Below are 12,135 nucleotides of genomic sequence, written 5' to 3'. Positions count from 1 at the left end.
TCATTCCGGTGTCGAGAAATGCTCCCAGCCGCGCGGCTCCAATGCCTCGCGGCTTTTGCCCGAGACGAGGACGATGCGCGGCTGCCGCTTTTTAGGGGGCAGAACGACGCCGATGGCTGTCAGCGGCACTCCCGCAATGCTGCGCGGAATGCGAGCCTTGGCCGGCACGGTGAAGAGCAGTTCATAGTCTTCGCCGCCGTGCAGGGCCATCTCCAGGGTTGCGCCCGCGCCGAGCGGCAGGGCGTTTGCGTCGATCTCCGCAGCTACGCCGGAAGCTTCGCAGAGATGGCGCAGATCGGTCGAGAGGCCATCGCTGATGTCCATTGCCGCCGAAGCCAGCCCGCGTTTGCGTAACCAGAGTCCCTGCTCGATCCGGGGCTGAGGGTATAGGTGTGGAGCTGTCATCGTTGCGGCAGTCTGTCCTGCGAGGCGTTTCGGCTTCGCGCCTAATGCCGCCAGCTCAGCCGCCGATCCGCCGAGGCTGCCCGTGACGTAGATCCGGTCGCCCGGTTTCGCCCCGGAACGCCGCAGAGCCTTGCCGCTTGGTACCGCTCCAGTCAGCACGATATCGGCCAGGGCCACCGGCGACTCGGCCAGATCTCCACCAGCCAGCGGCACTCCGTGCGCGGCAGCCAGGGCTAGCAGACCGTCCAGAAACCGTTCAACCCACGCTTTGGATTTTGGGCCTGCCACAGTCAGCTCGCGCGGCAGCCCCAGCGAGAGGAATGCCGCGACCGGTCGGGCGCCCATCGCTGCCAGGTCGCTGAGTCCACGTGCCAATGTGCGGTGGCCGACTGCTTCAGGCGGGTGCCAGTCGAGGCGAAAATGGCGTCCGGCGATCGAGAGATCGGTCGTCACCGCCATCTCTTCGCCAGCCCGTAGCTTTAGCAGCGCGCAGTCGTCGCCGATGCCCAGCCGCACTCCGGAGTTGCGGATTCCCGCTGCCCGGCTGCGAATGGTCCGGAGCAGCGCCAGCTCGCCCTCGGAGGCTTCCTCAGCCGAGCGTCCGGCGGCTTTGGCGCGTCCTGACTGCGAGGGGAAGCCGCGGGGCGGGTTGGGTGGATGGGATTGCACTCTTCTTGCAGCATATCGCGCTGCCCAGCGGAAATGCCGTCTGTCATCCTGTCAAAGTTGGAAAGCTTTTGTAAGGGATTGCTCGCAAAAATGGTGGGCGGTGAGCCTCATTGCTCTACAATGAAGAGACCAAATCGAGTCATTGCTGTTCAGTACGGAAGATTTCTGAGCGCGGCTCGGTACTCTTCCCCATCGTTCCGGGAGTCCAACCCCGTAGAATTGTTTTCGCGTGAAGGGTGATTTTGAGGGAGGTTTATGCTTCGTAAGCGCTATTACATCTTGTTTGTTGCAAGGGATGAGGACGGGCGCGTCCGCAAGATTTCACTCCCGGTTCAATATGTCTATGGTTTTGTCGCAGCTGCCCTGGTGGGAACCTTCACGATCGTCGGCCTGGCTGGATCCTACACCCGCATGTTGCTGAAAACAGAGAGCTTCAATCAGGTTCGCCAAGAGCGTGAAACTCTCCGCCAAAACTACCAGCACATGGCCGCCGTTGCCCACGAGCGCGACATTCAGGTGGCCTCGCTCGGCGCCCTGGCCAGCGAAGTGACCGCCATTTACGGCCTTAAACAAACGAAATTCGGCTCGGGCAGCGGCAATAAGCAGTCAGCCGCAGCCGCGGCAGGTGCGCCGACCCCGACCAACCTGGCTCTGACCGATAATGTCAATCAGCAGCAGGTCAAGCTCTCGCTCGACCAGTTCTATGCTCTTCGCAGCCAGGCCCTTTCCGGCCGCGTCTCCCGCGCCCTCGAAGGCGGGATGACCCCGGGCTCCAGCATCGGACTCGGCGATTGGACACAGATTGCCGACGCTCCCTCGCTCTGGCCGGTCGAAGGCAAAGTGACCTCCAGCTTCGGCGAGCGTGAGGATCCGTTCAACGGCGAAGGCGCCTTCCATGCAGGTCTCGACATCTCTGCTCCGTCTGGCACGGTGATTCGCGCTACCGGGGACGGTCTCGTGACCTCGGCCCAGATGATGAACGGCTACGGGCGTGAGGTTGTTGTTGACCACGGCCACGGTGTAAACACCGTTTACGGGCACATGTCGGGCATGATCGTGCTTGCCGGGCAGCATGTGGTTCGCGGTCAGATTATCGGCTATGTGGGCCAGACCGGCCGCTCCACCGGGCCGCACCTTCACTACGAAGTCCGCATCAATAATGTCCCTGTCAATCCACACAAGTATCTGCGCACCACCTACTCAGAGGTTCTGGCGAACAATGTGCCAGTGCCGGCTCCGGTCGCAGGTACGAAGTAAGGGCCTTGAATGAGCAAGCAAAAGGGGAGAGGCCTGTGCCTCTCCCCTTTTTGCCTTCCTGTGCATCTATTTGCCGGTATAGGTCACGTGCCAGATTGACTTCGAACCATCGTCGGTGACGAAGAGCGACCCGTCGGAAGCGACCGCTACGCCCACCGGGCGGCCCCATACGTCGCCGTTCGGCAGCACGAAGCCAGTCAGGAAATCCTCGTACTCGCCAGTGGCGTGACCACCCTTCATGGGCAGGCGGATGACTTCATACCCGCTGCGGTTGGAGCGATTCCACGAGCCGTGCTCAGCTGCGAACCCGTCACCCTTGAACTCCGCAGGAAACTGGTTGCCCTCGTAGAAAAGCATTTCGAGTGAGGCAAAGTGCGGGTTGACCAGGATGTCCGGAGTGATGACCTTGTCCTTCAGCTCCGGATGTTCGCCCTCGTGGCGAGGGTCCTGGTGTCCGGTAGAAGGCTTTCCGGCAGGTCCGCCCATGTAGTACCAGGGCCAGCCGTAGAAGCCGTCTTCCTGCACGTGGGTGATGTAGTCGGGAACCAGGTTGTTGCCCAGCCCGTCGCGTTCGTTGGTCGAGCACCAAAGTTCGCCCGTCGTCGGATTGATGGTTTCGCCCACGCAGTTGCGGATGCCGGAGGCGTAAACCTTGATGAACTTGCCCTCGGGCGTGAATTCCAGCACGTCCGCGCGATCTTTCTCCAGCGGATTCTTGTCGATCCCATCCACATTGGTCAAAGAACCGACCGAGACGAACATCTTCGTCCCGTCCTTGGAGAAGGCGATATCGCGGGTCCAGTGGCCGCCTCCACGCAGGCGTCCGCCGCCGGGCACTTCAGCAATCTTCTCCGCCGGGCCAGTGGCTTTCAAATCGCCACTCTTATAGGGAAAGCGAACCACGCCATCGGTGTTGCCGACGTACACCCACTTCGGATTGGGTCCGGCAGGGTAGAAGTTGATGCCAAACGGAAGGTTCAGATCGGTCGCGAACTCGGACACTTCCTTCGGCTTGCCGTCCGCGCCCACGCCACGAAAGACCTTGATCTTGTTGGTCTGGCTTTCGGCCAGAAAGATGTCGCCGTTCGGAGCAGTGCGGATAAGCCGTGGATTTTCGAGGTTGGTTGTGTAGAGCTCGACCTTAAAGCCCTTGGGCGCGACCGGCCATACATTGTCCGGACGAGCAACAACATGCGCACCGTTGTCGACGGACTCGCTGGTAGCCGGCGCTGGCAGATCGGCAGCTGTCACCTTGCGGCGTATGCCAGGGGACTCGTGCATAGCGTCGGTAAAAGCCGCCTGCCCGGTCAGTGTGTGGCTCTTGGTTGCCGCATCGGGAGCCGAAGCAGGGCCCGACGCATAGGAAACCGAAGCGAGGCAGAGAAGTGACACAGAAAGCGAAGCAAATCGCATCGTCGAGGTGCTCATAAGTGCTCCTTGGGTTGAAAGGCTGATTGGGCGACCGTCCCGCGCGAGCGTATTTCTCGACGAGTGGAGACTCGTCAGTCACGAGACGCAATGATTGTAAGGAATCGCGAATGGGTTTGTCGCCCAATCCGGATCAGTACGAGTAAGCGGTTACGTTGAATTGCATCGAATTACTTTGATCCGGTCACCATGCCGGATCCTCTACTTGTCACTGCCGCTGCCATTGAAGAGGTCGACTGGCAGCGTCTTGGGCAGGGAAGCATTGGCGATCACCCGGTTCCGCTTCTGTGTAATCTCGGCAGTACGCAGAACTTCCTTGAACCCGCTGTTGACCGGGCTTGCGCCCAGGCCGATCGAAGCACCACGCGCCAGACTCAGCAGCACATTAAGACTGGATGCCTGGCTGGCCGCCGTCGCTTCCGAATCAGCGATCTCTACAACGCGTAGTTTCAGCCCGCCCGCCCAATGCACCGACGCCAGGAACGTAGTATCCGATGGGACCGGCAGCCCCATCCCGAGCACCTGAACCTGTCCGTTCTCGCTGAAGGGCAAGCCAATCTGGCCCATCCCCCAGGCCACCGAGAGCAGCGGCATCTCCGAGAAGTGCTCGGCCAGCAGCGATGAGCCGGAAAAGGGAAGAGCCGCGGTCCGGTGGCGATCCAGTATGGAGTGAATCTGCTCAGTGCTGGGCGTATTCGAGACAGCCACCGTATCGTAGCCGATCTGCGAGACCCGGACCGTCCGCCCCTCGCTGGGCAGACTGTAGATGGTCTTGCCGCCGTAGCTTTCCTGGCCCGTGGCGTGAGCCGCAAGGTAATGTGCCAGCGCCTTGCCATCCAGCTTGCCCACCAGCACCATCGAATAGGCCACCGGGCCGTTCGGGCCGCGCGGGTCAGGCATGCGATGGAGGGCGATGGCAACTTCGTTCAGGTCGCGCTCCCAGTCGATTCCAGTCGCATCAATGAAGCTCTGATACTCAGGCGCCCGCGTCACCGGCTTCATTCCGTTGTGCATCACGGCTCGTAAGGGCCGCAGATTGACATAGACGATGCCGTCCGACTCGGGAAGAAGCCGTGCAGCTTCGGGCGGCGCCTTAAAGCGAAGGTAGACAGCCGCCGCCAGAACCAGGACGACGGCAGCGACAATCCAGAGCGTTCTGCGGGTGCGCTTATGCATCGATCACCATCAAAAACTACCCTACCACTCCTGGCTCGGGCGAGATGGGGCCCGCGATAGCAGCGAAATTCATAGTCCGACTTGATCTGGAGAGGAGCGATGTTAAGAGCCGGAGCAAGGTTCTCATCGCGATCTATCTGGGCTAGAGTCTGTAGTCCTAACGTAACCTGACGCAAACTGCAAAAAATCGATACCGTGACATGAATTCCTGCAAGAAAAATTGACTGAAAGAAAAGGCCAAGAATGAAAGCTCTTGTTGCGCTGATGTTGTGTTTGCTTCTTCCTGCCTATGCTGTCGCCGGCGAGTCCGGTTACAAAGTGAGTTATGACGGGGGATCAATTCAAAATACAAAAACTGGCGCTGCCCTCAGACTCTTTATCGAGGGCGACCATATCCGTATCACCAAAGATGGCAAGGAGTTCCTCACACTACCCGCATCGGCCGTCACCGAAATCAGCTATGGACAAGACGTCCACCGCCGCGTCGGAGCGGCAATTGGAGTCGCCGTCTTCAGCCTCGGCCTGGGCGCTTTGCTGGCTCTTTCAAAATCGAAGAAGCACTTCGTCGGGCTCACCTGGGCGGATGGCGACAAGAAGGGCGGCCTGGTTGTACAGGCGGACAAGAGTGACTACCGTGGCCTGCTCATGGGCCTGTAAGGCATTACTGGGAAGAAAGCTGTGGATTCAGATGCGATGAATGTAAAGAACTAGTTTCTTCCTCTGCGCATCGAGATTATTTGACAGAAAATATCCCCGTAAGGATGGCCGCTCAGCATGTTTGTCTTCATGCTGGGCGGCGATCTTTTTTTTCGCGTTCCTGAAGGGATTCGGACGTAGCGTTTAATCTGCAAACGAAAAGGTGTATATCTTCCCCGAATTGGCGACATTCTTGCCGCCCGAAGCTTCCTGCGGCGGCAGAAAGCCATACTCGCCCTTGCCGATGTCGCCGGAGAGCGTAACAGCGTAGATATGAGGAGCCAGCTTTTTACTGGAGAAGTCAGCTACATCGCGCGCCGCGCCTCCGGAAGTATGCGCCACGCCGCCAGTCAGTGCGCGGAACTCGCGGCTGTCGCTGCTGACGCGGAAGCGGATCAGCTGGTATTCGCCCGGCGAAACGCCTTCGGGCAGGTAGAGGATGAAATCAGAAGGTCCTTTGAGTTCGAGCCGGCTGTGGTATCCGGCCACGTGGCCATTCAGGTCGCCCTTCACAATGCCGGCGCTGCCGATGTGCTTGAGCGCGCCACCTGTCTTGAAGTTGACTACCTCCGCGCCGACTTCGGTCCAGTTGCCGTCCTTGTCCTTGTAGTAAACGCCGAGGCTGTCGATCCCCGGAGGAAGGCCGCCCGCACCGGCGGGCACCAGCGAGCCTGTCCCAGTCGTGGTCGCGGTCGCGGCGCCTGGCGTCGAATTGTGCGCGATCATCGCGGTGACGATCTGGTCGCTCACACCGGCTTTCTTCAGCGCGATTAACGAATCGGCGGAGAGATCATAGTGTCCCGGCTGGGCGTTCACGGAGGCAGCAATGACTACGGGCGAGAGCCCAGCCTTGACCATCTTGATCACGGAGTCGTTGTTCATCTCCTGCTGCGCCGCAAGTTCAGGGCAGGCAACACCGCAGAAAAGGGTAAGAAGGGAGAGGCTGAGAATGGCGCTAAGAATTTGTTTTCGCATGAGTTGTCCCCTGGCCGCATGAGATGGCCGTTCACCTTAAACTGCGCAAAAGGGGCCCGAAACGCCTCACGGTCAAAACTCAAGCAAAACGGCCACAATCCGGAAGGACAGTGGCCGCATATCTAAATTGTGCTCTTGCCTCCTGGATCCAGTGCCCAGCAGAGCAGAGAACTCCTCGCAGCTTAATTCACGCCGAAGTCGAAAACTCGGCTGTTCGATACGGCGGCGCCAGCATACGGACTTACAGCTGCCGTACCGCTTCCCGAGATAAATCCATACTCGCCGGGTTTCAATGTGGCGCTCATGGTCACTTTGTAAACACCCGGTCGCAGTTTGACATAGGTAAAGGCCGTGACAGCTTTATCGTCTGTTCCACCTGAAGCGCCAAACGCGTTCATCTTGCCTACGACCGTCTCTCGTGTGTCGCCTTTTACATCGAATTTGAGTAGGGTGTACTCGTTTGGGGTGCTGGTTCCTCCGAAAATCGGCGAGCTGGCGTGGCTCAATCCGGCGCTCTGTTCTTCGAAGTAAAAGTAAAAGACCGACAGCGGATCAGAAACGCGAGCATTCGCATGAGCTCCGCGCAGAACAGCCTTCATCTTCACCTTTGCAATACCGTATGTAACCGCTGAGGTAAACACACCGCCTGTTTTTCCCTGTGTGTAAATGGATGGTTCGAGCATCGTCATTTTCGATCCGGCAGGAGCCTTGTCGCTCCAAACATAAATTCCCGCATCATGAGGGGCAGCAGGATCATCAGGATTGGTCGAACCGGGCCCTGTCGCAACACTGGTTGTTCCAGGGTTCGGTGCTCCGCCGCCTGATGCTTTTGTGACAATTGCAGTAACCACCCGATCGCTGGCCCCTCCGCTCTTCAGGGCGATGATGCCGTCCGCAGTGACGTTGTAGTTGCCCGCCGAAGACCCGATCGTGGAAATGATCAGATCGTCCGACAATCCAGCCTTCATCATCTTGATGATCGAGTCATTGTCGAGGGCAGTCTGAGCAAGGAGCATGAGAGGGCTGAGAGTGAGTAGCAGAGCAGCGAGGATAAGTTTACGCACCGAAGTTTCTCCTGAAGTTTTCGCAAGTTTTGCGAGCAATAGATGTCTCTGAACGAGTAAGCGTAATTCTGAGCGGAAAATGCGCGGGAAGCAAGAACATTCGTATTTTCCTCGGTCGGACGGGGATCTCCAGCGACAGGTTTGTAAGTTTTCCATGAATAACTTTCCCTGTCTCCGCTTTCCGGTCGGCTCTGGGTATCGAACCGGCGATTTTCCCCTGAAATGAGTGGCAGCACAGAGAAAATCGTGACACCGCCGCGTTTGCCCCGGAGGGCGCTCTGTGCTAATCTTGGATTCTGTGCCGGGGTTGTGGCGGGTGATCTTGTGCCCGTGCTGCAACGGCCTCAGGTAGCCGGTTTTCCGGTGAAATTGGGCTGGCGTAGCTCAGCTGGTAGAGCATCTGATTTGTAATCAGACGGTCGGGGGTTCAAATCCCTTCGCCAGCTCCACTCAATTGCGGCACGCAAAAGCCGCCTGAGAGAGCAGAAGATTGATTTTGGATTGGCCAGTTGGGCAGATGATTTGGACTGCAAAACGGGAACAATCCAGTCCTCCGCGGTAATTCCCCAGAGGCATCAGCTCCGATGAACCGGAGGTATCCGGTTCAGATTCGTGTGCGGAATCGCACGTACGGAGTGCCAAAACGGGACGAAGCGCGGCGGATCATGAAGATGGGCACAGGTGGCCGAGTGGTTAATGGCAGCAGACTGTAAATCTGCCGTTCTTAGGAGCTACGAAGGTTCGAATCCTTCCCTGTGCACCAGTATTTGAGGGTTTTCAGGATGTCGAGCGATTCCAGCGCGGAAAGCAAGACAGAGCGCAAGTTCTGGTCCGCCATGGGAATGTTCGCCGTACTGGCAGTGATAATCTGGTTTACCGTTGGCGCGGATAAAGTAGACGTCTTCGGCAGGCAGATTGAAATGCGGTGGATTCCGCTGTTCGTGATCGGAACGTTCGTCTTCCGGACCTATATGGCCCGCGAAGCAGACAAAATCCGGCGGCGCAGCCGGGAAGATGCCGGAAGGTTGTAAGTAGGGCTGATGTAGCTCAGATGGTAGAGCACTCCCTTGGTAAGGGAGAGGTCACCGGTTCAATCCCGGTCATCAGCTCCAGATTTTAGTCGTACAGGTTGCAACAGGCGGGAGTAACTCAGTGGTAGAGTCACAGCCTTCCAAGCTGTTGGTCGCGAGTTCGATCCTCGTCTCCCGCTCCAGTTTCTGAAGGTGCCACGGTTTTTACGTCGGGTAGTTGGGCTTGATTGCGGAAGGTTCGGGGTTAGAGAGCTGAATGTTTGAGCAGGCAGTGTACCCGGTTCAGAACGAGCAGGGATTTCAGCAGTTGTCCACGCGGATTGATGCGGCCTTTGCCGCCAACCGCGCTGATCTGTTTCTGGCCCAGGTAGCGAGAAAGAAGTACCGGGTCCGCCAGTTCGAGCAGATTCTGGCCGCTGGCCTCTTGGGCAAGGATTCGCCGGAGTTGTACTCGGCTCTGCCGACCAGCGACCAGGCCCTCATCCGCGAAAAGTACCTGGCGCGGATCGAGAAAGTTCCAGCCGAGTTACGGCAACGATTTTTGAAGATTTACGCGTACTACTGAGCCAGGCAGACTCGCTCGTAGCGCGTTAACAAGGTTTCAAGATTGCCCTCTGCTCTGCGGATTGGGCAGAAGCTAAAAAGAGGACTGAGGACGTTATGGCGAAGGAAAAATTTGATCGCAGCAAGCCGCACGTAAACGTAGGAACGATTGGTCACATCGATCATGGCAAGACCACGTTGACGGCGGCGATCACGAAGGTGTTGTCGAAGCACAACCCGAAGAACACCTTCCGTTCGTTCGACACGATTGACAACGCTCCGGAAGAGCGCGAGCGCGGCATCACGATCGCGACAGCCCACGTTGAGTATGAGACGGCGAACCGTCACTATGCTCACGTCGACTGCCCCGGTCACGCCGACTACATCAAGAACATGATCACCGGCGCGGCGCAGATGGACGGCGGCATCCTGGTGGTTGCGGCCACCGATGGCCCGATGCCCCAGACCAAGGAGCACGTGCTTCTGGCTCGCCAGGTCGGCGTCCCTTCGCTCGTTGTGTTCCTGAACAAGTGCGACGCTGTCGAAGACGAAGAGCTCATCGAACTCGTCGAAATGGAAGTTCGCGAACTGCTCGACAAGTACCAGTTCCCCGGCGACGACACACCGGTCATTCGTGGTTCGGCGCTTGGCGCTCTGAACGGCGAAGCCAAGTGGGAAGCCAGCGTGGATTTGTTGATGGCCGAAGTCGACCGTTATGTTCCGCAGCCTGACCGCATGGTCGACCTGCCGTTCCTGATGCCGATCGAAGACATCTTCTCGATCTCCGGCCGTGGCACGGTGGTTACGGGTCGTATCGAGCGCGGCAAGGTGAAGGTTGGCGAAGAAGTCGAGATCGTCGGCTTCCGCGAAACGCGCAAGACGGTTGTGACGGGCGTGGAAATGTTCAAGAAGCAGCTGGACGAGGGTCTGGCCGGCGACAACGCTGGTCTTCTTCTCCGCGGCGTGGCCAAGGAAGACGTGGAGCGCGGCATGGTTCTGGCCAAGACGGGCTCGATCAAGCCGCACACCAAGTTCAAGGGCGAAGTCTATGTCCTGAGCAAGGAAGAAGGCGGACGTCACACTCCGTTCTTCAACGGCTACCGGCCTCAGTTCTACTTCCGCACCACGGACGTGACTGGCACCGCGAAGCTGCCGGAAGGCACGGAGATGGTGATGCCGGGCGACAACATCCAGTTGGAGATCGAGCTTCACACTCCAGTCGCGATGGAAAAGGGTCTGCGTTTCGCGATCCGCGAAGGCGGCCGCACTGTGGGCGCCGGCGCGATCTCGGAAATCATCGCCTAAATACGAGTGGTTAGTGATGAGTGGTTAGTGTTTAACAGCACAAACCACTCATCATTAAAAACTAACCACTAGCAACTCAAAAGACCGGCGCGGAGCAGATCCGCCCCGAATCAGTTAGGATACTCAAATGCGGGAAATCGTGACATTGCAGTGCACCGAGTGCAAGGAGCGCAACTACACAACGACGAAGAACAAGAAGACGACCACTGGCCGTCTGGAGTTCGAGAAGTTCTGCAAGCGTTGCCGTTGCCACAAGAAGCACCGGGAAACGAAGTAAGGCAGCCTTTAGCTGCTAGCTATCAGCTTCTAGCCCATTTGCAGCCGCCTGAAAGATTAGGTCAACGCAATACGAGCTAGAAGCTAGCGGCTGGAAGCTAACAGCTGCATCTAGGGGCGTAAGCTCAACGGTTAAACTGTCGGTCTCCAAAACCGAACTTCTCGGTTCGAATCCGAGCGCCCCTGCCAGATTAAGTACCTGTCCGGTACGGAAATTTCCGGAGTATCCGGAAAGGAAGTAGCAACATGGCCAAGACAGCATTGGTGGGCACTGAGCCCAAAGAAGCCAAGTCGAATGCAGCGGTAGAGTGGACCACGGGTAGCTATGACCGGACCCGCACCTTCCTCGGCGACGTGCGCAACGAACTGCGCAAGGTGGTTACCCCCTCGCGCAAGGAAGTGCAGGCGACCACGACCGTAGTGCTGGTGACGGTTTTCGTCTTCGCCGCCTACTTCTTTGTTGTGGACTACATCTTCGCTCACGGACTGTCCTATGTAATGGGCAAGCTGACCGGCCCGCAGTAATCCTGCGCAGTTGAAAAGAGATACAGCAATGACAGAAGAACTGGAACAGGAACCCGGCCAAGCAGGAACGCCCGAGGCAGAAGCACCCGCCCCGAACGAGAACTTCAAGTGGTACATCCTGCACGCCTATTCGGGTTTTGAGCGCAAGGTTAAGGAATCCCTCGAGAGCCGTATCCAGGCGTTTGGCCTGGAGTCGAAGTTCGGTCGCATCATGATTCCCACCGAAGCTGTGACCGAGACGGTCAACGGCAAAAAGAAGACTGTGGACCGTGTCTTCCTGCCCGGCTACGTGCTTATCGAAATGGAGCTGGACAACCAGATCTGGCACATCATCAAGGAAACGCCGCGCGTTACCGGCTTCCTTGGCACCGGCGACAAGCCGGTCGCACTCAGCGAAGAAGAGATCAGTTCGCTTCTCAACCGCTCCGATGACGCGAAGGAAAAGCCTCGCCAGAAGATCCGGTTCGAGAAGAACGAGTCCGTCCGCATCACCGACGGCCCCTTTGCCAACTTCAACGGCGTCGTGGACGAAATCAACGAAGATCGCGAGACCCTCAAGGTCATGGTCACGATCTTCGGGCGCTCCACGCCGGTCGAGCTTGAGTTTGGCAAAGTCGAGAAGATTGAGTAAGGCAGCCGCTAGCTACTAGCTTTCAGCTTCTAGCTGAGTCAACTCCTGGCATGACTCGGTTGCAGGTGAACGCTGGCGCCGCTTTACCAAAATTGATTCAATGGAACCCACCAGCTAAGAGCTAGCGGCTAGGAGCTAGAAGCTGGTTTCCGAA

The 12,135-nt window shown here is 58.1% G+C and carries 13 protein-coding genes and 5 tRNA genes; 13 read left to right on the top strand and 5 right to left on the bottom strand.

Annotated elements, in window-relative coordinates; translation table 11 throughout:
• Complete coding sequence (gene thiL / locus AC5S27_RS22010; protein ID WP_493936701.1) at positions 1–1,074, bottom strand: thiamine-phosphate kinase; 1,074 nt, start codon at positions 1,072–1,074, stop codon at positions 1–3.
• A gap of 255 nt (positions 1,075–1,329) precedes the next feature.
• On the opposite strand from thiL, the gene AC5S27_RS22005 reads away from it, so the two are divergent.
• Positions 1,330–2,331 (top strand): M23 family metallopeptidase, encoded by a 1,002-nt coding sequence (locus AC5S27_RS22005; RefSeq protein WP_493936700.1) that lies wholly within the window; start codon positions 1,330–1,332, stop codon positions 2,329–2,331.
• 66 nt (positions 2,332–2,397) lie between these two features.
• On the opposite strand, the gene AC5S27_RS22000 is transcribed toward AC5S27_RS22005, so the two are convergent.
• Positions 2,398–3,759: a PQQ-dependent sugar dehydrogenase gene (locus tag AC5S27_RS22000; protein ID WP_493936699.1), complete on the bottom strand. Its 1,362-nt coding sequence runs from the start codon at positions 3,757–3,759 to the stop codon at positions 2,398–2,400.
• Positions 3,760–3,960: 201 nt separating this feature from the next.
• The gene (locus AC5S27_RS21995; RefSeq protein ID WP_493936698.1) at positions 3,961–4,935 is read right to left on the bottom strand and encodes a hypothetical protein; all 975 of its coding nucleotides are present in this window, start codon (positions 4,933–4,935) and stop codon (positions 3,961–3,963) included.
• 243 nt (positions 4,936–5,178) lie between these two features.
• On the opposite strand from AC5S27_RS21995, the gene AC5S27_RS21990 reads away from it, so the two are divergent.
• The gene (locus AC5S27_RS21990) at positions 5,179–5,592 is read left to right on the top strand and encodes a hypothetical protein (protein WP_493936697.1); all 414 of its coding nucleotides are present in this window, start codon (positions 5,179–5,181) and stop codon (positions 5,590–5,592) included.
• Positions 5,593–5,775: 183 nt separating this feature from the next.
• Here the strand turns inward: AC5S27_RS21990 and AC5S27_RS21985 are convergent, their stop codons facing one another.
• Both AC5S27_RS21985 and AC5S27_RS21980 read right to left on the bottom strand, forming a co-directional pair.
• Positions 5,776–6,606, bottom strand: coding sequence for a hypothetical protein (locus AC5S27_RS21985; RefSeq protein WP_493936696.1), 831 nt, complete (start codon positions 6,604–6,606; stop codon positions 5,776–5,778).
• 182 nt (positions 6,607–6,788) lie between these two features.
• On the bottom strand, positions 6,789–7,670 hold the full coding sequence (locus AC5S27_RS21980; RefSeq protein WP_493936695.1) for a hypothetical protein: 882 nt from the start codon (positions 7,668–7,670) through the stop codon (positions 6,789–6,791).
• A gap of 373 nt (positions 7,671–8,043) precedes the next feature.
• Here AC5S27_RS21980 and AC5S27_RS21975 point away from each other — a divergent pair.
• The 11 genes from AC5S27_RS21975 to nusG all read left to right on the top strand — a co-directional run bounded on the left by AC5S27_RS21975 (position 8,044) and on the right by nusG (position 11,981).
• A tRNA-Thr gene (locus tag AC5S27_RS21975) sits at positions 8,044–8,119 on the top strand.
• A 226-nt stretch (positions 8,120–8,345) separates the two neighbouring features.
• Positions 8,346–8,433 (top strand) — tRNA-Tyr (locus AC5S27_RS21970).
• A 19-nt stretch (positions 8,434–8,452) separates the two neighbouring features.
• A complete protein-coding gene (locus tag AC5S27_RS21965; protein WP_493936694.1) occupies positions 8,453–8,701 on the top strand; it encodes a hypothetical protein in 249 nt (82 codons plus the stop codon).
• Between the two features lie 5 nt (positions 8,702–8,706).
• Positions 8,707–8,782: transfer RNA gene (locus AC5S27_RS21960), tRNA-Thr, on the top strand.
• Between the two features lie 26 nt (positions 8,783–8,808).
• Positions 8,809–8,883, top strand: a tRNA-Gly gene (locus AC5S27_RS21955).
• A 74-nt stretch (positions 8,884–8,957) separates the two neighbouring features.
• A complete protein-coding gene (locus tag AC5S27_RS21950) occupies positions 8,958–9,266 on the top strand; it encodes a hypothetical protein (RefSeq protein ID WP_493936693.1) in 309 nt (102 codons plus the stop codon).
• A 95-nt stretch (positions 9,267–9,361) separates the two neighbouring features.
• Entirely contained in the window at positions 9,362–10,549 is a 1,188-nt protein-coding gene (tuf, locus tag AC5S27_RS21945; RefSeq protein WP_493933613.1) for an elongation factor Tu, read from the top strand.
• 127 nt (positions 10,550–10,676) lie between these two features.
• Positions 10,677–10,826 (top strand): 50S ribosomal protein L33, encoded by a 150-nt coding sequence (gene rpmG, locus AC5S27_RS21940; protein ID WP_263358389.1) that lies wholly within the window; start codon positions 10,677–10,679, stop codon positions 10,824–10,826.
• Positions 10,827–10,938: 112 nt separating this feature from the next.
• Positions 10,939–11,014: transfer RNA gene (locus tag AC5S27_RS21935), tRNA-Trp, on the top strand.
• A gap of 57 nt (positions 11,015–11,071) precedes the next feature.
• Positions 11,072–11,350, top strand: coding sequence for a preprotein translocase subunit SecE (gene secE / locus AC5S27_RS21930; RefSeq protein ID WP_493936692.1), 279 nt, complete (start codon positions 11,072–11,074; stop codon positions 11,348–11,350).
• Between the two features lie 28 nt (positions 11,351–11,378).
• Positions 11,379–11,981 carry a transcription termination/antitermination protein NusG gene (gene nusG, locus AC5S27_RS21925; RefSeq protein ID WP_493936691.1) on the top strand — a complete coding sequence of 201 codons (603 nt, stop codon included), beginning with the start codon at positions 11,379–11,381 and terminating at the stop codon, positions 11,979–11,981.
• The last annotated feature ends 154 nt before the right edge of the window (positions 11,982–12,135 follow it).

Source organism: Acidicapsa borealis, from assembly GCF_059115245.1.
This window is presented reverse-complemented; position numbering and strand designations above follow the sequence as displayed.